Source organism: Streptomyces sp. NPDC048383 (genome assembly GCF_040651775.1).
Taxonomy (GTDB): Bacteria; Actinomycetota; Actinomycetes; order Streptomycetales; family Streptomycetaceae; genus Streptomyces.
This window is the reverse complement of the sequence record NZ_JBEZKS010000052.1, coordinates 14266-34114: the sequence shown is the minus strand read 5'-3', so window position 1 is coordinate 34114 and position 19849 is coordinate 14266. Positions and strand designations below refer to the sequence as shown.

At 73.3% G+C, this 19849-nt stretch carries 16 protein-coding genes; 11 read left to right on the top strand and 5 right to left on the bottom strand.

Going from position 1 to position 19849, the window contains the following annotated elements; genetic code table 11:
• The first annotated feature begins 47 nt into the window (after positions 1–47).
• From AB0D46_RS29270 to AB0D46_RS29260, 3 genes are all read left to right on the top strand, one after another.
• Positions 48–1679: a succinic semialdehyde dehydrogenase gene (locus AB0D46_RS29270; protein ID WP_362881858.1), complete on the top strand. Its 1632-nt coding sequence runs from the start codon at positions 48–50 to the stop codon at positions 1677–1679.
• 62 nt (positions 1680–1741) lie between these two features.
• Positions 1742–3586 (top strand): GMC family oxidoreductase, encoded by a 1845-nt coding sequence (locus AB0D46_RS29265; protein WP_362881856.1) that lies wholly within the window; start codon positions 1742–1744, stop codon positions 3584–3586.
• A gap of 173 nt (positions 3587–3759) precedes the next feature.
• Complete coding sequence (locus AB0D46_RS29260; RefSeq protein ID WP_362881854.1) at positions 3760–5514, top strand: hypothetical protein; 1755 nt, start codon at positions 3760–3762, stop codon at positions 5512–5514.
• A 298-nt stretch (positions 5515–5812) separates the two neighbouring features.
• On the opposite strand, the gene AB0D46_RS29255 is transcribed toward AB0D46_RS29260, so the two are convergent.
• Positions 5813–6076, bottom strand: coding sequence for a chorismate mutase (locus AB0D46_RS29255; protein WP_362881853.1), 264 nt, complete (start codon positions 6074–6076; stop codon positions 5813–5815).
• Positions 6077–6376: 300 nt separating this feature from the next.
• Between AB0D46_RS29255 and guaA the strand changes: the two genes are divergently transcribed.
• The 4 genes from guaA to AB0D46_RS29235 all read left to right on the top strand — a co-directional run bounded on the left by guaA (position 6377) and on the right by AB0D46_RS29235 (position 10806).
• Positions 6377–7969 (top strand): glutamine-hydrolyzing GMP synthase, encoded by a 1593-nt coding sequence (gene guaA, locus AB0D46_RS29250; RefSeq protein WP_362881851.1) that lies wholly within the window; start codon positions 6377–6379, stop codon positions 7967–7969.
• A 134-nt stretch (positions 7970–8103) separates the two neighbouring features.
• Positions 8104–8883, top strand: a complete 780-nt coding sequence (locus AB0D46_RS29245; RefSeq protein ID WP_362881849.1) for a class II aldolase/adducin family protein — start codon at positions 8104–8106, stop codon at positions 8881–8883.
• A gap of 102 nt (positions 8884–8985) precedes the next feature.
• The gene (locus tag AB0D46_RS29240; protein ID WP_362881847.1) at positions 8986–10251 is read left to right on the top strand and encodes a hypothetical protein; all 1266 of its coding nucleotides are present in this window, start codon (positions 8986–8988) and stop codon (positions 10249–10251) included.
• Between the two features lie 24 nt (positions 10252–10275).
• Positions 10276–10806 (top strand): TQO small subunit DoxD, encoded by a 531-nt coding sequence (locus AB0D46_RS29235; protein ID WP_362881845.1) that lies wholly within the window; start codon positions 10276–10278, stop codon positions 10804–10806.
• Here the strand turns inward: AB0D46_RS29235 and AB0D46_RS29230 are convergent.
• Entirely contained in the window at positions 10725–10976 is a 252-nt protein-coding gene (locus AB0D46_RS29230; protein ID WP_362881843.1) for a hypothetical protein, read from the bottom strand. The two genes, AB0D46_RS29235 and AB0D46_RS29230, sit on opposite strands and share 82 nt — an antisense overlap.
• Positions 10963–12261 (bottom strand): PspC domain-containing protein, encoded by a 1299-nt coding sequence (locus AB0D46_RS29225; RefSeq protein WP_362881842.1) that lies wholly within the window; start codon positions 12259–12261, stop codon positions 10963–10965. The genes AB0D46_RS29230 and AB0D46_RS29225 overlap by 14 nt, the downstream gene beginning before the upstream one ends.
• Before the next feature lie 131 nt (positions 12262–12392).
• Here AB0D46_RS29225 and AB0D46_RS29220 point away from each other — a divergent pair, with 131 nt between their 5' ends.
• The 3 genes from AB0D46_RS29220 to AB0D46_RS29210 all read left to right on the top strand — a co-directional run bounded on the left by AB0D46_RS29220 (position 12393) and on the right by AB0D46_RS29210 (position 15585).
• Positions 12393–13685 carry a PspC domain-containing protein gene (locus tag AB0D46_RS29220; RefSeq protein ID WP_362881840.1) on the top strand — a complete coding sequence of 431 codons (1293 nt, stop codon included), beginning with the start codon at positions 12393–12395 and terminating at the stop codon, positions 13683–13685.
• On the top strand, positions 13682–14371 hold the full coding sequence (locus tag AB0D46_RS29215; protein ID WP_281209609.1) for a response regulator transcription factor: 690 nt from the start codon (positions 13682–13684) through the stop codon (positions 14369–14371). The genes AB0D46_RS29220 and AB0D46_RS29215 overlap by 4 nt, the downstream gene beginning before the upstream one ends.
• A 101-nt stretch (positions 14372–14472) precedes the next feature.
• Complete coding sequence (locus tag AB0D46_RS29210) at positions 14473–15585, top strand: alpha/beta hydrolase-fold protein (RefSeq protein WP_362881839.1); 1113 nt, start codon at positions 14473–14475, stop codon at positions 15583–15585.
• 51 nt (positions 15586–15636) lie between these two features.
• Here the strand turns inward: AB0D46_RS29210 and AB0D46_RS29205 are convergent, their stop codons facing one another.
• On the bottom strand, positions 15637–16689 hold the full coding sequence (locus tag AB0D46_RS29205) for an NlpC/P60 family protein (RefSeq protein WP_362881837.1): 1053 nt from the start codon (positions 16687–16689) through the stop codon (positions 15637–15639).
• Positions 16690–16797: 108 nt separating this feature from the next.
• Positions 16798–17154, bottom strand: a complete 357-nt coding sequence (locus tag AB0D46_RS29200; RefSeq protein WP_362881835.1) for a hypothetical protein — start codon at positions 17152–17154, stop codon at positions 16798–16800.
• 129 nt (positions 17155–17283) lie between these two features.
• Here AB0D46_RS29200 and pcrA point away from each other — a divergent pair, with 129 nt between their 5' ends.
• A complete protein-coding gene (gene pcrA, locus AB0D46_RS29195; protein WP_362881833.1) occupies positions 17284–19845 on the top strand; it encodes a DNA helicase PcrA in 2562 nt (853 codons plus the stop codon).
• Positions 19846–19849 lie beyond the last annotated feature (4 nt).

The following is a 19849-nucleotide window of genomic DNA, read 5'->3' as shown; positions in this document are numbered from 1 at the left end:
TTACCCACGGGTACCCAAAGGCCTCCCGGCGGCATACGCTCACGGCCATGACGGACTCGCAGGCCCCCGCCGCCCCCCTCCGCAGCGCACCGCGGCCCACCAACCCGGCCGCCCCGGCCCCGGCAGGCGTGCGCACGGCCGCCGACGTGGTGACCCCCGACCTGGTCGCCCGGCTGACCCGCGGAGTCATCGGCTCCGGCCGGACCGCCAACCACACCCCCTTCACCGGGGACAAGCTGGCGGACCTGCCCGAGGCCGACCCCGAGGACGTGGCGGAGGCCTTCGCCCGGGCCCGCGCCGCCCAGGGCGCCTGGGCCGCCGTCCCCGTACGCCGGCGCGCGGCCGTGCTGCTGCGCTTCCACGACCTGGTCCTGGAGCGGCAGGCGGAGGTGCTCGACCTCATCCAGCTGGAGACGGGCAAGGCCCGTCTGCACGCCCACGAGGAGGTGCAGGCCGTCGTGGTCGCCGCCCGGCACTACGGCCGCAGGGCGCCCTCCTACCTGCGCCCCAAGGGGCACACCGGCGCGATGCCGACCCTCACCAAGGTGACCGAGCTGCGCCAGCCGCGCGGGGTCGTCGGCCAGATCGCCCCCTGGAACTACCCCCTCGAACTCTCCGTCGGCGACGCCCTGCCCGCCTTCGTCTCCGGCAACGCCGTCGTCATGAAGCCCGACACCGAGACCGCCCTCACCGCACTGTGGGCCCGTGACCTGCTCGTCGAGGCCGGCCTGCCCGCCGAGGTCTTCCAGGTCGTCCTCGGCGAGGGCCCGGTCGTCGGCCCCGAGGTCGTCCGGCACGCCGACTACGTCTCCTTCACCGGCTCCACCCGCACCGGCCGCGAGGTCGCGCAGGGCGCCGCCGCCCGCCTCGTCGGCGTCAGCCTGGAACTCGGCGGCAAGAACGCCATGCTCGTCCTCGCCGACGCGGACGTGGAGAAGGCCGCCGCGGGCGCCGTCCGGGCCTGCTTCTCCTCCGCCGGCCAGCTCTGCATCTCCATCGAGCGGCTCTACGTCCACGCCTCGATCGCCGACGAGTTCGTCGAGCGCTTCGCCGCCCGCACCAAGGCCATGCGCCTGGGCAGCGCCCTCGCCTACGGCGCGGACATGGGCTCGCTGGTCGGCGAACGGCAGCTGGAGACCGTACGCCGGCACGTGGACGAGGCCGTCGCCAAGGGAGCCGTCCTCGTCGCTGGCGGCGTCGCCCGCCCCGACCTCGGCCCGCTCTTCTACGAGCCCACCATCCTCGACGGGGTCGAGGCCCCGATGGCGGTCTGCGCCGAGGAGACGTTCGGACCGGTCGTCTCCGTCTACCGCTTCACCGACGAGGACGAGGTCATCGCCCGGGCCAACGACACCAACTACGGCCTCAACGCCAGCGTCTGGACCAAGGACGCCCGCCGCGGCCACTCCGTGGCGGCCCGCCTGCGCACCGGCACCGTCAACATCAACGACGGCTACGCCCCCGCCTACGGCAGCGCGCAGGCGCCCATGGGCGGCATGAAGGACTCCGGACTCGGCCGCCGGCACGGCTCCGAGGGCATCCTCAAGTACACCGAGGCGCAGACGGTGGCCCACCAGCGGCTGCTGCCCATGGCCCCGTCGATGGGCATGGACGACGAGCAGTACGCGCGGTTCATGACCCGCAGCCTCAAGGTCCTCAAGGCGCTGCGGTTCCGCTAGGACGTCCGGGCCGTTCAGGCCATTCCGACGTCGCCGGGCGCGACCGATTGGGAGGCACGAGAGTGTCGTACGAGAACGACGGCGGTCGCGGAGGCGGCCCGGAGGACGGGTACGACTACGACGTCCTCGTCATCGGATCGGGCTTCGGCGGGGCCGTCTCCGCGCTGCGGCTCAGCGAGAAGGGCTACCGGGTCGGCGTCCTGGAGGCGGGGCGCCGCTTCACCCGCGAGAGCCTGCCCCGCAACAGCTGGGACCTGCGCAACTACCTGTGGGCGCCCGCCCTCGGACTGTTCGGGATCCAGCGCATCCACCTGCTCGGCAACGTGATGGTGCTGGCCGGCGCCGGTGTGGGCGGCGGCTCGCTCAACTACGCCAACACCCTCTACGTGCCGCCGGCGGCCTTCTTCGAGGACCGGCAGTGGGCGTCCATCACCGACTGGCGCGCGGAACTGGCCCCGTACTACGACCAGGCCAAGCGGATGCTCGGCGTCCGACTCAACCCGACGCTGACGCCCTCCGACGTCCACCTCAAGGCCGCCGCCGAGAAGATGGGCGTCGGGGACTCCTTCCACATGGCCCCGGTCGGCGTCTTCTTCGGCGACGGCGAGGACGCCGGGGGAGCGGGCGGAACCGGCGACGAGCGCCGGGTCCTGCCCGGACAGGAGGCGGCGGACCCGTACTTCGGCGGCGCCGGCCCGGCCCGCCGGGCCTGCACCGAGTGCGGCGAGTGCATGACCGGCTGCCGGCACGGCGCGAAGAACACCCTGAACGAGAACTACCTGCACCTCGCCGAACGCGCCGGCGCCGTCATCCACCCCATGACCACCGTCACCGCGCTCTCCGAACACCCCGACGGCGGCCACCGCGTCCGCACCGTCCCCACCGACCACCGCCGCAAGGGCCGGGCCAAGGTGCTCCGCGCCCGGTACGTGGTCGTCGCGGCGGGCACCTACGGCACCCAGACCCTGCTGCACGCCATGAAGGACCGGGGCGAACTGCCCCACCTCTCGGACCGGCTCGGCGAGTTGACCCGGACCAACTCCGAAGGCCTGGTCGGCGCGCAGACCGACGACCGCCGCTACCGCAGGCGGCACGGCGGTGTCGGGCGGGTCGACTTCACCCGGGGCGTCGCCATCACCTCGTCCGTCCACCCGGACGCCGACACCCACATCGAGCCGGTCCGCTACGGCAAGGGCTCCAACGCCATGGGGTTCATGACCATCCTCCAGGTGCCCTACGGCGCGCACCGGGTGCGGTCCTGGCTCGCCCGCACCGCCAAGCACCCCGTCCAGCTGCTGCGCGCGCTGTCCAACCGGCGCTGGTCGGAACGGACGATCATCGGCCTGGTCATGCAGTCGGTGGACAACTCCCTGACGACGTACCGCAAGCCCGGCGGCCTCGGCAAGGGCCTGCTGACCGCCCGGCAGGGCCACGGTGCCCCCAACCCCGTGCAGATCGAGGCGGCGACGCGGGCCGCGAGCCTGCTGGCCGAGGAGATCAACGGCTTCGCCGGGAGCAACATCGGCGAACTGATGGGGACCCCGCTGACGGCGCACTTCCTCGGCGGCTGCCCCATCGGCGCCTCACCGCGGGAGGGCGTCGTCGACCCGTACCACCGGCTGCACGGGCACCCGGGCATCTCGGTCGTCGACGGTTCGGCGGTCTCCGCGAACCTCGGGGTCAACCCGTCGCTGACGATCACGGCGCAGGCCGAGCGGGCGATGTCGTACTGGCCCAACAAGGGCGAGGCGGACCGGCGGCCCGCTCAGGGAGAGGCGTACGTACGGCTGGCGGCGGTGGAGCCGAACCGGCCGGCGGTGCCGAAGGAGGCCTTCGGGGCGCTGCGGCTGCCGTTCCTGGCGGTCCCGGACGTGCCCCGCAGGCAATCGGAGCCCGAACCATCCTGAGAAATGACGACGGTGAGTACCGCGCTCCCCCTCCGAGCGCGGTACTCACCGCAGTACATGAGTGACTGTCGGTCGCCGGAGAAGGTTGTACCGGAATCCCGTCCCCGGGGCTGTGGTGTCGGTCACACGGCGTAGTGCGCAACTGTGCGGGCGGTCCGGCGGTCAAGGGGGGCATGAGACGTCGCATCGCCCTGCTGGCCGTCTGCGGCCTGTTCGCCGCAGGGCCGGCCGTCCCCTCCGCACACGCCGCGCAGCCGCTGATCGCCCTGGTCGGACCGGCCGCGCTGACCCTCCCGGCGCGCCCCGCGACGGGTGACGCGCGGCCGACGCCGTTGGCGTTCCGCCTGGACCTGCCGGCCGCGGGGGAGGGCCCCGGGGCGGACGGGGACACCGCGACTTCCGCGACTTCCGCGACTTCCGCGACTTCCGCGACCGACACGGCCGGCGCGACGGGCGCCGACGGCTTCGGCGGCGGTGACGTCACCTTCACCGTCGACCTGAGCGGCGTCGCGGGCGTGGCCGTCGTCCGGGAGGGCGGGGCCGCGCCGGCGGCGAGGTGCGCCGCCGAGGGCGCCCGCCTGATCTGCGTCGAGCGGGAGGTCCGCCCGGGCGCGAGCGTGGTGCTCGACCTGGACGTCAGCGCCGAACAGGGCGCCGGAGCCGGCGCGAGCGGCACCCTCACCGTCACCGCCCGGGCGGCCGGCGTGGCCGTCGCGGCGGCCGTCACCCGCGTCACGGTCGGCGGCCCGGACCTGGCGGTGGAGGAGCTGCGGCTCAAGCGGGACCCGAAGCCGGGCGAGAGCCAGCCGCTGCCGCTCGCCTTCGCGAACCGGGGCACCGGCCCGGCGAGCGGCGTGGTCCTGGAACTCACCACCACCCGCGGCCTGGAACTGGCGCGGCGCTACGACAACTGCGCCTACCGCACCGGCCCGACCTCGACCACCGCCCTGTGCACCGTCGCCGGACACTTCGCCGCCGGCGAGGTCTGGGAGACGGCCGCCGACAGCCCCCTCGACCTCAGGGCCACCCCGTTCGCCCGCGCCGAACTGCTCGGCTACGGCGTCACCCCGGCCGGCCCGGGCCACACCGGGCGCCCGTCCGCGGACCGGCCCGCGCACGGCGGCCCCGCCACCGGCCGGACGCTGACCCTCGTCAGGCGGGCCGGGTCGACGACCCCGGGGGCGCTCGTCCCGCCCGGCCGGGCCTCGCGCGGCGCGGCCCCGGCGGTCCGCGCCGACCGGCGCGAGTTCGGCTTCGCCGTCGAGAACGCGGCGGACCTCGCGATCGAGCCCCTGGCTGTCCGGGGCGCCGCCGGGACCCGGGTCAGGGCCGCGGTCGTGCTGCGCAACCACGGGCCGGCCTGGGTGTTCGACCCCCGGCCCGGAGCCGCCGCGGTCGTGGTCGACGTACGGGTGCCGCCGGGCGTGCGGGTGACCCGGGTCCCGGCCGGTTGCCGGGTCGTGCCCGGGCGCGGGCCGGCTCGTCTGCTGTGCGCGACGGGGCCGTCGGTACGGGAGTCCGAGCGCGTCGAGTTCGTCCTCGAGCTGCGGATCGAGCAGGTGGTGCCGAACGCCCAGGGCGCCCTCGTCGTGGGCGGCCCCGGCCCGCGGGGCGAGCCCCGAAGGGCCGCCTTCGATCCGTACCCGGCCAACGACGCCGCGCTCTTCCTGGCCAACGCGACGGGCACCGCGATCGGTCCGGGCCCCGCCGCCCCGGTCGCGATCCCCGACCCGTGGATCGCGCAGGACCCGACGGACGGCCCCGGCGCGAGGGAGCGGACGAGCGCCGCCGGGGGACTGGGCGACGACGGCCCCCTCGCGCCCACCGGCGGCATCGCGGGCCTGCTCGGTTTCGGCGGGGCCGCGCTGGTCGCGGCGGGCGGCGCGCTGTACGCGGTCTTCCGACGCCGCCGCGCGGGGCGCGGCTGACGCCGCCGAGGGGACCGGGGCCCCGGAGAACGACCGGGGCGGACACGAGAACGGCCGGCCCGGGGCGTCCCTCGGGCCGGCCGTCCTTCACGGGGTGACCGGGCTGCTGTCCCCTGCCGTCCGGTCACGCGAAGGAGCGATGTCCCACGACGCACGCCCTCGGGCGGTACGTCTCATCGCTCCCGCTGAGCCACGCGTGGTGGTGCGGACCCGCGCCTGGCCGGCGCGGACATCCACCCCAACGAAGCGCCGCGGGGCCGGTCACGGCCCGGACGGGTGACGAACGGCGGCCCGCGCCTCAGACGCGGCCCCGGCACAGCTCCAGCAGGGTCATCGCGAGCGCGGTACCGGGCTTGCCGAGGGCGTCGCTCCAGTGCGCCAGCACCTCCATCTCGCGCGACAGGTGCACCCGGCGGCCCCCGGAGCCGATGCGCGCGTCCTGGATGACGGTCGAGACGGCCGTCCGCTCCTGGATCAGGCCGATGATCCGGTCGTCGATCGCGTCGATGCGGATCCGGGAGTCGGCGATGAGCTGCTCGGGGGTGGTGGTGATCGTGGTCATGTCGGTGCTCCTGTGGGTGGTGGGGACCGACGGGAGCGGAAACGCCGGAGCGCCCCGGTCCTGTCGGACCGGGGCGCTCTGGGAAGTCAGTGGCTCAAGCGAGCATCACGATGACCCATGGCGACCGGACCGGCCGGTGCCATAGGTAAAGAGGAAGCTCAGCTGCTTGCGCATGGAACGGATTATTACCTTCCGTCCCGCTCCGGGCCAAGCCGGTTCGGATGGTGAGACGAAAAGGGGCTGGGGACCCCCGTTAGAATCGACAGAACAAAGCCACCTCTTCCGCCGGAAGGCCGCCCCGTGCCAGAAGCACCCTCCGCCGCCCACGACAGCGCCCCGGACACGGTTCTCGTCGTCGACTTCGGCGCCCAGTACGCCCAGCTCATCGCCCGCCGCGTCCGCGAGGCCCGGGTCTACAGCGAGATCGTGCCCAGCACGATGCCCGTGGCCGAGATGCTCGCCAAGGACCCGAAGGCGATCATCCTCTCCGGCGGTCCGTCCTCCGTGTACGAAGAGGGTGCCCCGCGCCTGGACGACTCCCGTGCCCTCTTCGAGGCGGGCGTCCCCGTCTTCGGCATGTGCTACGGCTTCCAGCTGATGGCGACCACCCTCGGCGGGACCGTCGACAACACCGGCGCGCGCGAGTACGGCCGCACCCCGCTGGCCGTCTCCAAGTCCGGCTCCACCCTCTTCGAGGGCACCCCGGACAACCAGGCGGTGTGGATGTCCCACGGCGACGCCTGCTCCGCCGCCCCCGAGGGCTTCACCGTCACCGCGTCGACCGGCGTCGTCCCGGTCGCGGCCTTCGAGAACGACGAGAAGAAGCTGTACGGGGTCCAGTACCACCCCGAGGTCATGCACTCCACGCACGGCCAGCAGATCCTGGAGCACTTCCTCTACCGCGGCGCGGGCCTGGCCCCCACCTGGACGACCGGCAACATCGTCGAGGAGCAGATCGCGGCCATCCGCGAGCAGGTCGGCGACAAGCGCGCCATCTGCGGCCTCTCCGGCGGCGTGGACTCCGCGGTCGCCGCGGCCCTCGTCCAGAAGGCCATCGGTTCGCAGCTGACCTGCGTCTACGTCGACCACGGCCTGATGCGCAAGGGCGAGACCGAGCAGGTCGAGAAGGACTTCGTCGCGGCCACCGGCGTCCAGCTGAAGGTCGTCGACGCGCAGGAGCGCTTCCTGACCGCGCTGGCCGGCGTCTCCGACCCGGAGACCAAGCGGAAGATCATCGGCCGCGAGTTCATCCGCGTCTTCGAGCAGGCCCAGCTGGAGATCCTGCAGGAGGACGGCCCCGCGGTCGCCTTCCTCGTCCAGGGCACCCTGTACCCGGACGTCGTCGAGTCCGGCGGCGGCACCGGCACCGCGAACATCAAGTCGCACCACAACGTCGGCGGCCTCCCCGACGACATCGAGTTCGAACTCGTCGAGCCGCTGCGCCAGCTGTTCAAGGACGAGGTCCGGATGGTCGGCCAGGAACTCGGCCTGCCCGACGAGATCGTCCAGCGCCAGCCGTTCCCCGGCCCCGGCCTCGGCATCCGCATCGTCGGCGAGGTCACCAAGGAGCGCCTGGACCTGCTGCGCGAGGCCGACGCCATCGCCCGCCACGAGCTCACCGCCGCCGGCCTCGACCGGGAGATCTGGCAGTGCCCGGTCGTCCTGCTCGCGGACGTCCGCAGCGTCGGCGTCCAGGGCGACGGCCGCACCTACGGCCACCCGATCGTGCTGCGCCCCGTCTCCTCCGAGGACGCGATGACCGCGGACTGGACGCGGATGCCGTACGAGGTGCTCGCGAGGATCTCCACCCGGATCACCAACGAGGTCCCCGACGTGAACCGCGTGGTCCTGGACTGCACGAGCAAGCCCCCGGGCACCATCGAGTGGGAGTAGGACTCCCCTCCCGCACCACCGACGGAGCCGCCGCCCCCATCCCGGGGCGGCGGCTCCGCCGTTTCCGCGCGCGCCCGCCCATGGCCTCTTCGACCGGCCGCCGGTACCTTGCGCGGCGACCCGCAGGAGGTGTCATGGCCGAACGACCCGGACCCGTCCCCGTGGAGCGGCTGCGCTTCGACATGCCGCCCGTCCACGACACCGTCGAGGAGGAGCGCGCCCACCGCAAGGAACGCCTCGCCGAGGCGCTGCGGCTGCTGGCCCGGCTCGACCACGAGGACGGCCCGGCCGGCCTGGTCACCGTCCGGGACCCCGGTTTCGAGGACTGCTACTGGGTCAACCCCTTCGGCCTGGCCTTCGGCGGGCTCACCGCCGACGACCTGTTGCTGGCCGACGGCGAGGGCCGCGTCCTCCACGGTGCCCGCCGGCTCAACGAGTTGGCCTTCGCCGTGCACGTCGCCGTGCACCGGGCGCGGCCCGGGGCGGTGGCCGTCGTCCGCACGCAGGCCCCGTACGGCAGGGCGCTCGCCGTGCTCGGCGACCTGCTGGCGCCGCTGACGCCCGAGGCCTGCGCCTTCTACGAGGACCACGCCCTGCTGGACGAGTTCACCGAGGACGGGCCCGTCGCCGCCGCCCGGATCGCGCACGCGCTCGGCCCCTACAAGGCGCTGATCCTGCGCCACCGCGGGCTGCTGACCGTCGGGGACTCGGTCGACGCGGCCGTCTGGTGGTTCGTCGCCGCCGAACGGGCCGCCCGGGTCCAGCTGATCGCGCGGGCCGCGGGCAAGCCCGTACCCGTCGACCACCGCGGCGCCGTCCGCACGCGGGAGCGGTTCGGCTCCGATCTGGCGGCCTGGGTGAGCTACCAAACGCTGCGCCAAGGGGGCGACGCGCCCATGACGTCAACATCATGAACGGTTAATCACCTGCTCTGACATCGTGCGCAATCCGGAGCACTGCCGCAGTGGTGCACAATTCGCTGGCATTGCACCGGAGTTCAGAGAGGCGGCACGCGCGTGGCTGTCCAAGAGATCCCCCGAACCACCCACGGCGGCGCCTGCACCTGCGACGACTGCCCGCACGGCGCACGGGAGGGACACCGCAGGGCGGTGGCCGCCTTCCTGGAGAAACGTGACGGGTTCGCCGCCGGCCAGGGGGTGCCGGCCGCCGTGGCCCACTCCCTCGGCGCCTCCCGCCAGTGGGTGTCCGACGAACTGACCCTGTCCGCCCGCACCGCCGCCGACCGCGGCCGCGAGGCCGGGCACTCCTGGCTCTACCTGCTCTCCCGACGGGCCGTCCTCACCCTGTGGATCGCCGCCGGCGTCCTGCTCGTGGTGCAGGTCGGCACCGCCCTCGGCACCGGCTGGTCCACCGCCCGCACCGCCGCCCTGCTGGCCGCCCTCGTGCTGGCCGGGCTGCTCACCGTCGCCGCCCGCGCCCAGTCGCTGCGCGGCGGACTGCTGGCCCCGCTGGTCGGCGAGGACAACCGGCTGTCCACCTCCAAGGCCGTCCCCGCCGCCTGGCTCGTGCTCACCGCGTTCGCCGCGCTGCTGCCCGCGCTGCGGCTCGCGGCCTCCGCCCCCGGCCCCGAACGGGACACCCTCTACGCCGGACTGGCGCTCGGCCGCGCGCTGCCGCTGCTGGCGGTGCTCGGGCTCACCTCGGGCGTCGCGGTGCTGGTGCGCCGGGTGGTCACCGTACGGATCATGAACCAGCGGCTCCAGAAGCTGCCCGCGGACCGGCCCGCCGGGGCCGACCTGCTGACCGACGACGCCGGCCGGGGCAGCTTCCCCGACGCCCAGTACGTCCTCGTCTCCACGATCGTGCTGGCGTACGCCGCGGTGACGTTGGCCCGCTTCCCCGACCGGTTGCCGCGCCTGCCCTGGTCGCTCGCGCTGCTCGTCGCCCTGTCGGCGGTGGTCTACCTGGCCGCGAAGTACGCCGAGGGCAGCCGCCCGCTCGTGCTGTCGGTGGTGCGCCGACGGGAGCCCGGGGACCTGGACTCCGCCGTCCGCCCCGGGGACGACATCGAGATCCGCGGCGTGGGCTTCGTACCGCCGGGGGCGCAGACCCCCGAGATGATGGCCCGGCTGGTCGTCCGGATCGGGCAGGTGCACGTCCACGTGCCGCTGGTCCCGGTGACCGGCGGCTTCACCAACCCGTCGGACGCGGTACTGACCGTGCCGGTCCCCGCGGAGGTCGAACCGGGGCGCACCGACGTCCAGGTGGTGACCGCCGCCGGAGTGGAATCGAACCGCTACAGCATCGACGTGGCGGAGTGAACGGCGACGGGGTATGCATGGGGCGTGACCCGAACTGACGTCCTTTCCGGTGCTCCCTGCGGCCTGCGGGACCGAGCCGCCCGGTACGCACTCCTGCCCCTGCGCCTCTTCCTCGGCGTGACCTTCGTGTACGCCGGTCTGGACAAGCTGACCGACTCCGCGTTCCTGTCCGCCACCGGCGTCGGATCCATCGGCGAGATGATGCGCGGGGTGCGCGACACCTCCGCGATCCCCGCCCTGGTCGACCTGGCCCTGAAGGCGCCCGTCGGTTTCGCCGTGGTGCTGGCCGCGGGTGAACTCCTGGTGGGCCTGGCCACCCTGGCGGGACTCCTGACCCGGCTCGCCGCCGCCGGCGGGGCGCTGATCGCGCTCAGCCTGTGGCTCACGGTCTCCTGGGCGGTCACCCCGTACTACTACGGCAACGACCTCGTCTACCTGGTCGCCTGGCTCCCGCTGGTCCTCGCCGGGGCCCCCTACCTGTCGCTCGACGCGCTCGCGGCCCGGCGCTCCGAGGACTCCCCGAGCCGGTGGCGCCTGTCGCGGCGCACCGCGTAGGTGACCATGCCGACGAGCGCGGCGAGCGAGAGCCCGCCCAGGGCCATCGGCACCACCAGGAACCACGGCACGTCGGTCCCGCCGTTCGCGTCGAGCAGGTAGAGCACCCCCGCCGCGATCAGGACCAGCCCGGCCAACAGCCGTCCCGGCTGGAAGTCATGACGCCGCACGGGCCACCTCCACCTGTCCCACGGCCGCGCTCAGCCGCAGCTCGATCGTCCCGCCGGCCTCGGTGCCGGCGGGGGGCGGCAGCGTCGCCTCCCGGGTTTCGCCGCCGCGTCTGATGCGTACGTCCTCACCGGTCTCGCCCGGCATCCGGATGTCACCCAGCCGGACGGTGACCACGGCCTTCGCGGTGACCTCCCGGGGCAGGACCACCTTCAGCCGGCCCGCCTCGATGGAGGCGCCGACCGACACCGTGGAGCCCTTCGGCACGTCCAACCGGCTCAGGTCGAGGGTGGCCAGCCCGGTGCCCGACGCGTACACGGGCCGTACGTCGGCCACCGCCGCCGGACGCCAGGCGACCTCCCGCCAGTCGGTGCCGATCTCGCGCGGCAGCGCGGTCGCCGCCGCCAGCAGACCCGCGGTGAGCAGCCCGAGCAGGATCGTGCCGAACCCGGTGCGGCCCTTGACCGAGCTGAGGGCGAGGCCCAGTCCGAAGACGGTGAGGGCGCAGGCGAGGCCCACCTGGAGGGCGTGCCCGAGGGTGCTGCCCTCCCACACCGAGCCCGCGCCGACGCCCGCCGCGACGAGGGCCAGCACGAAGACCCGGCCGCCGATGCCCCCGCCGAACCCGCGCACCGCCACCGGCGGGCTCGGCCGTGCGGCCGGTCCCCCACCGTCGGAGGCCGGAGAGGTGTCGTCGGGGCCCCACAGGTAGCCGCTCGCCCCGACGGGTCCCGTCGTACCGTCCTTCACCAGCGGATCGCGCCACCAGGACGGGCTGCCGGGCACGGGCGGGGCCTGCGTCTCGGGCGGTGCCGGGGACGCGGGCCGGGACGCCGCCGGGACCTCGGCCTCGGGGGCGTAGGTGTGCCGGTGCCGCTGGGACCAGTACGAGGCGCCGCCGAGCGCCAGGATGACCAGGACCGAGAAGACCCCCATCACCCCGTTGTCCATCATCGACAGGAACAGCGCGCAGCCCACCAGCGCGCTGAACACCGCGGCCAGGGTGGCGCCCTCGACGCGGCCGGTCAGCAGCCGCTTCCCCTCGCTGTCGTCCTCGCCCTCCTGGGGCAGCAGCAGCCAGGCGAACCCGTAGAAGATCAGGCCGACGCCGCCGGTGACGGCGAGCACCCCGAGGACGATCCGGAACACCAGCGGGTCCAGGTCGAAGTACCGGCCGAGGCCACCGCAGACGCCCGCGAGGACCTTGTCGCGCTTGCTGCGGCGCAGTGGCGGCCGCGGGGCCGCGGCGGGAGCCCCGGCGGCCGGGGCGTCGTGTACTTCGGTCATGGGTCCATGGTGACGGGCCGTACGGCCGCGTGGCACCCGGCCCGACCCTGGCGCAACCCTGATATCCCCCGGCCGTAACTGGGGGGATGCCCTGATGCCCGCGGTCCCGCGCGCGTGTGACCATCGGTGACATGCCCGCAGCCGCCGCCTCCCGCACCCCGCACGCACCGGACCCCGCCGATCCCGCGATCCCGCACCGCCGGCTCTACCGCAGCGCCGACGGCCGGATGCTCGGCGGCGTCGCCCGCGGCCTGGCCGGGCACCTCGGGCTGCCGGTGCTCTGGGTCCGCCTCGCCTTCCTCGGCATGTTCATGTTCGGGGACGGGCTCGGGGTGCTGCTCTACGCGGCGTTCTGGGTCTTCGTACCGCTCGGCGTGGGCGGTAGCACCGGACACCACTCCTTCTTCGAGACCCTCCCCGACGGCACCCGCCGGCTGCGCAAGCCCGGCAAGGGGCAGATCTCCGGCCTGATCGCGCTCGCCGTCGGCGCGGGCATCTTCTTCTCCCAGCTCCGCGTCGGCGGCGAGAACGGCCGCTACGTCTGGCCGACCCTGCTCGTCGGCGCCGGCGTCGTCCTCGTCTGGCGCCAGGCCGACAACGCCCGCCGCGCCCACTGGAGCGCCGCCGCCGGCCGACACGGGCGCCTCTTCCAGGTCGTGCGGGCCCTCGCGGGCGTCGCCCTCGTCGGCGTCGGCCTGACCCTCTTCATCGTCGTACGGGGCTCCGCCGCCCAGCTGGGCAACGTCCTCACCGCCACCCTCGCCGTCCTCGTCGGCGTCGCCCTGCTCGCCGGACCCTGGCTGATCCGGATGACCCAGGACCTCTCCGAGGAACGCCTGATGCGCATCCGCGCCCAGGAACGCGCCGAGGTCGCCGCCCACGTCCACGACTCCGTCCTGCACACCCTGACGCTGATCCAGCGCAACGCCGAGGACGTCGGCGAGGTGCGCCGACTGGCCCGCGCCCAGGAACGCGAGCTGCGGAACTGGCTGTACAAGCCCGAGGGCACCGGCAAGGACGAGGCCGAGGAGCCCACCACCCTCGCCGAGGCCGTGAAGAAGACCGCCGCCGAGGTCGAGGACCACCACGGCGTCCCCATCGAGGTCGTCGTCGTCGGCGACTGCCCGCTCGACGAGAAGCTGACCGCACAGATCCAGGCCGCGCGCGAGGCAATGGTCAACGCGGCCAAGTACGGTGGCGAGGGGGGCCCGGTACAGGTCTACGCGGAGGTCGAGGGCAACACCGTCTTCGTCTCCGTACGGGACCGCGGACCGGGCTTCGACATCGACGCCGTACCGGACGACCGGATGGGCGTACGAGAATCGATCATCGGCCGGATGCAGCGCAACGGCGGGACCGCGCGACTGCGGTCCGCGCCCGATGGCGGCACGGAAGTCGAGCTGGAGATGGAGAGGGCGGCATGACCGAGGACAACGCGGTGACGGAGGCCAGGCGGGTCCGGGTGGTGCTCGTCGACGACCACCGGATGTTCCGCACCGGAGTACAGGCCGAGATCGGGGAGACCGCGCGCACCGGCGTCGAGGTCGTCGGCGAGGCGGCCGACGTCGACCAGGCCGTCACCGTCATCACCGCCACCCGCCCCGAGGTGGTGCTCCTCGACGTGCACCTGCCCGGCGGCGGCGGCGTCGAGGTGCTGCGCCGCTGCGCCCCGCTGATGGCGGCGGCGGAGAACCCGGTGCGGTTCCTGGCGCTGTCGGTGTCGGACGCCGCCGAGGACGTCATCGGCGTCATCCGGGGCGGCGCCCGCGGGTACGTCACGAAGACCATCACCGGCAGCGACCTGGTCGACTCGGTCTTCCGGGTCCAGGACGGCGACGCGGTGTTCTCGCCGCGACTGGCCGGCTTCGTGCTCGACGCGTTCGCCTCGACGGACGCCCCGCCCGTCGACGAGGACCTCGACCGGCTCACCCAGCGCGAACGCGAGGTGCTGCGGCTGATCGCGCGCGGCTACGCGTACAAGGAGATCGCCAAGCAGCTGTTCATCTCGGTGAAGACCGTCGAATCGCACGTCTCGGCGGTCCTGCGCAAGCTCCAGCTGTCCAACCGCCACGAACTGACCCGCTGGGCGACGGCCCGCCGCCTGGTCTGACCGCCCGGCCGCGGCCTCGTACCGACCGCCCGGCGATGTGATCCACATCGCGGTCGGTCGGTGCAACCGGGCAGCGGGCGTCCGCCCTCTTCGGGGGCGTGATGAGCCTGACGGGGACCCCCTTCTTCGCCACCGTGGTGGCCCTGGCGGCGATCGCCGTCGTCCTGCCGCTGGTCGTGTGGAGCAAGGTGCGCGGCCCCGCCGTCGCACGCCTCGCCGCCCGCGGCCTCATGGTGGTCTTCGCCCAGGTCACGGCCGTGGCCCTGGTGTTCGTCGCGGTCAACCGGGACATGAACTTCTACGCGTCCTGGGGCGACCTCCTCGGCACCGGCACCTACGTCACCGCCGCCCCCGACCTCGGCCCCGACGGGCTCGGCGGGAAGAAGGCCGAGCAGGTGAGGGAAGAGCCCAAGGTCCGCCAGGAGTTCGTCCCGGTCGACGGGCTCGGCGGCCGGGTGAAGAAGACCGAGCTGGACGGAAAGATCTCCGGGGTCAAGGGCGACGTCATGGTGTGGCTGCCCCCGCAGTACGACGACCCCGCGTTCAAGGACAAGAAGTTCCCCGTCGTCGAACTGATCCCCGGCATCCCCGGCACCGGCAAGTCCTGGTTCCAGGGACTCAAGGCCCACGAGGTGCTGGAACCCCTCATGAAGAGCGGCAAGGTCCAGCCGTTCATCCTCGTCTCCCCGCGCGCCATGCTGCTCGGCAACGCCGACACCGGCTGCGCCAACCTCCCCGGCAAGGTCAACGCGGACAGCTGGTTCAGCGTCGACGTCCGCAAGATGGTCACCGACAACTTCCGGACCACGGACGAGGCCCGCAGCTGGGGCGTCGCCGGCTACTCGGCGGGCGCGTACTGCGCCGCCAAGCTGGCCATCGCCCACCCCGACCGCTACGGCGCGGCCGTCTCGCTGTCCGGCTACAACGACCCCGGGCAGGAACCCTCCTCGCTCGTCGCCCAGGACCCCGAACTGCGCCGCACCCACAACCTGAAGCACCTGCTGAAGTCCGCGCCCACCCCGCCGCCGGTGTCCCTGTGGATGTCGGGCGCCGAACAGGACGGCTACCTGTCGGGCACGGACCTCAAGGCGATCGCGCAGGCCCCCACCGTCGTCCACGCGGAGAAGGTGACCGGCGGCCACAACCTCGACTCCTGGTCGAAGCAGCTCCCGCAGACCTTCGACTGGCTGAGCCGGACGGTCAAGGCACCGTAACCGCCCCGCCCCGCCCCGCGCGACCGTGGGCCGCTCGGGCCCCGGCGTCCGTCACGCCGGACGGACCGCGCCCGCCCACGGCATGGAGTCGATCGGCGCGAGGCGCACCGTGGAGCCGGGGCGCGGGGCGTGGACCATCTGGCCGCCCCCGACGTACATGCCGACGTGCGTGACGCCGGAGTAGAAGAAGATCAGGTCCCCGGGGGCCAGTTGGCCGCGCGCGACGCGCTGTCCGGCGTTGATCTGGGTGTACGTCGTGCGGGGCAGGGACACCCCGGCCGCGCGCCAGGCCGCCTGCGTCAGCCCGGAGCAGTCGAAGGAACCCGGGCCCGTCGCGCCCCAGACGTACGGCTTGCCGATCGCCCCGTACGCGAAGGCCACGGCCCGCGCCGCGCGGGAACCGTCGGCGGGCGCCGGCGGCGGGGGAGTGCCGGGCGCTCGGGCGGGGGCCGCGGTGGTTGCGGTGCCCGACCGGGCCTCGTACGCGGCCCGTTCCTCGGCGGTGAGCCGGGCCAGCAGGCGCCTGGCCTCGCTGAGCTTCGCCTCGGCGGTGGCCTTGTGCCCGGCCGACTCCTCCTGCCTGGCCCGCAGGTCGGCGAGCCGTCCGGAGGCCTGGTCGCGCAGCTTGCCGACGTCGTCCAGGCCGCGGCGTACGGAGGACACCTCCGCGGCGGTGCGCTTGCCGGCCCGGATCAGGAACGAGGCCCGGTCGAGGTAGTCCTGCGGATCGGCGGCCATGGCCAGCTGGATCGCGGGGCCGAGGCCGCCGCTGCGGTACTGGGTGGCGGCCAGCGACCCGAGCGCGGTGCGGGCGGTGTTCAGCCGGTCGGTGCGACGGGCGGACTCCTCGCGCAGGCCGGTCAGCGCCCGTTCGGCCCCGTCGGCCTGCTCCCTCGCCCCGTTGTACCGCTCGCCGGCGGCCTCGGCCTCCTCGTAGAGCCGGTCGACCTCCGTCTTCACCTCGGCGGGGCTCGGTCGGGGGTCCGCGTGCGAGGTGCCCTCGAAGGCGGTGGCGGTGGCAGCGCCCGCCAGCACGAGCGTGGTGGCGGTCCGTACGCCACCACCGCTGAACGGGCGCTGCCTGGGCTTTCGATGACTGGCCACGGGGGCCTCACGTCCTTCCGTCGGTCTCGGGGGAGGACGCTAGACCCGAAGGTAACGGGACGGTGACGAGATGGCCCGAAGTGGCCGTTCGTGATCGGGACCGATCGGTCAGTGCCAGAGGACGGCGATAAAGATGTTGGCCGTGGTCAGTGCGCCGACCGTCGCGAAGAGACCCTTGTCCACGTGCTCGTCGTCGCGCTTGACGTAGACGAGGGCCAGGACCACGAAGAGGATCGCGAGCTTCAGGCCGATCTTGACGTGGTTCAGCGGGGCGCCGTCACCCATCTCGCGGAAGCCGACGAGCAGCACGCCCGTCACGAGCATGGTCAGCGCGCCGTGCAGCATCGCGGGCACGAAGCGGGCGGTGCCCGCGCCCATCGCCTTCATCTGGGTCAGGAAACCGCCCAGGAGGGAGGCGATCCCGATGATGTGCAGGCCGACGAAGACATTGATCAGTACGTCCATGCGGTCGAGCGTACGGGTGCCCCCGACCCCCCCGACGCGCGGGCCCGGGGGCGTGCGGGTCCCGCGGATCCGGCCGATTCCCGGGGGACGGAACGGGCTGTCGGTCCCGCCCCCTAGACTCGGAAGGCGATGAGTAGCCTCTTTGACGACAGTTTCCTGGCGGACCTGACCCCCTCCGACGAGGTCCCGCCGCCCCCCGAGGAACACGCTGCCCCGGAGCGGGACGCGGACGACCTCTTCGGCGGTCGGTTCGACGCACCCCTGAGCGGGGACGCGTACTACCGGGACGGCGCCCCCAGGCCCGTCATCGACCCGGCGACGCTCCTCGACGGGCTGAACGAGGAGCAGGCCGCCGCCGTGGTGCACGCGGGCTCCCCGCTGCTCATCGTGGCCGGCGCCGGTTCCGGCAAGACCCGGGTGCTCACCCACCGGATCGGCCACCTGTTGTCCGCGCGGCACGTCCACCCCGGCCAGATCCTGGCGATCACGTTCACCAACAAGGCCGCCGGCGAGATGAAGGAGCGCGTCGAGAACCTCGTCGGCCCGCGCGCGAACGCCATGTGGGTGTCCACCTTCCACAGCGCCTGCGTCCGCATCCTGCGCCGCGAGTCCAAGCTCCTCGGCTTCACCTCGTCGTTCTCGATCTACGACGCCGCCGACTCGAAGCGCCTCATGGCGCTCGTCTGCCGCGACCTGGACCTGGACCCGAAGAAGTTCCCGCCGAAGTCCTTCAACGCCAAGATCTCCAACCTGAAGAACGAGCTGATCGACGACGAGGCCTTCGCGGCCCAGGCCGTCGACGGCTTCGAGAAGACGGTGGCCCAGGCGTACGCCATGTACCAGGGCCGGCTGCGCGAGGCCAACGCCCTCGACTTCGACGACATCATCATGACGACGGTCCATCTGCTCCAGTCCCACCCGGACGTCGCCGAGCACTACCGCCGGCGGTTCCGGCACGTCCTGGTCGACGAGTACCAGGACACCAACCACGCCCAGTACACGCTCGTGCGCGAGCTGGTCGGCACCGGATACCCGGACCTGCCGCCCGCCGAGCTGTGCGTCGTGGGTGACGCCGACCAGTCGATCTACGCCTTCCGCGGCGCGACCATCCGCAACATCCTCCAGTTCGAGGAGGACTACGCGGACGCGACCACGATCCTGCTGGAGCAGAACTACCGTTCCACGCAGACGATCCTGTCCGCCGCCAACGCGGTCATCGAGCGCAACCAGAACCGCCGCGCCAAGAACCTGTGGACCCAGGCCGGCACCGGTTCCGTCATCACCGGCTACGTCGCGGACACCGAGCACGACGAGGCGCAGTTCGTCGCCGACGAGATCGACCGCCTGACCGACGCCAAGGAGGCCAAGGCCGGCGACGTCGCGATCTTCTACCGGACCAACGCGCAGTCGCGCGTGTTCGAGGAGATCTTCATCCGCGTCGGGCTGCCCTACAAGGTCGTCGGCGGGGTCCGCTTCTACGAGCGCAAGGAGGTCCGGGACGTCCTGGCCTACCTGCGCGTCCTGGCGAACCCCGAGGACAACGTCCCGCTGCGACGGATCCTGAACGTGCCCAAGCGCGGCATCGGCGAGCGGGCCGAGGCGATGATCGACGCCCTCGCGATGCGCGAGAAGATCACCTTCCCGCAGGCGCTGAAGCGCGTCGACGAGGCCTTCGGGATGGCCGCGCGCTCCACCAACGCCGTCAAGCGGTTCAACGTGCTGATGGAGGAGCTCCGCACCATCGTCGAATCCGGCGCCGGTCCGGCGGTCGTGCTGGAAGCGGTCCTGGAGCGGACGGGCTACCTCGCCGAACTCCAGGCGTCCACCGACCCGCAGGACGAGACGCGGATCGAGAACCTCCAGGAGCTGGCGGCCGTCGCCCTGGAATTCGAGCAGGCGCGCGCCGGAGCGGACGCCCCGGCGACGGACGGCGAGCCCGCCGACGGCGCGACCGCCGACGGTACGGCCGATGGCGCGGTCGTCGCGGCCGGTCCGGGCACCCTCTCCGAGTTCCTGGAGCAGGTCGCGCTCGTCGCCGACTCCGACCAGATCCCGGACGAGGACGAGGACGGCAGCGGCGTCATCACCCTGATGACCCTGCACACCGCCAAGGGCCTGGAATTCCCCGTGGTCTTCCTGACGGGCATGGAGGACGGCGTCTTCCCGCACATGCGCGCCCTCGGCCAGACCAAGGAGCTGGAGGAGGAGCGCCGGCTCGCCTACGTCGGCATCACCCGGGCGCGCGAGCGGCTGTACCTGACCCGCTCCGGCATGCGGAGCGCCTGGGGCACCCCCTCGTACAACCCGCCGTCCCGGTTCCTGGAGGAGATCCCCACCGAGTACCTCCAGTGGAAGCGGACGGGAGCCACCCAGAAGCCGGCCGGCCCGATGCGCGGCTCCGGGTACGGATCCGGTTCGAGCTCCGGCAAGGCGACCTTCGGGACCTCGCCCGAGGCGTTCCTGTCCTCGTCGCGTACGAAGACCGGCCCGTCGGGGTTCGCCACGCGCCGGGCCTCCGACAAACCGGTGATCGCGCTGGCCGTCGGGGACCGGGTCACGCACGACCAGTTCGGCCTGGGCACCGTCATGGAGGTCCGGGGAGCCGGTGCCGACGCGCAGGCCACGATCGACTTCGGTGACGACAAGCCGAAGCGGCTGTTGCTGCGCTACGCGCCGGTGCAGAAGCTGTAGGCCC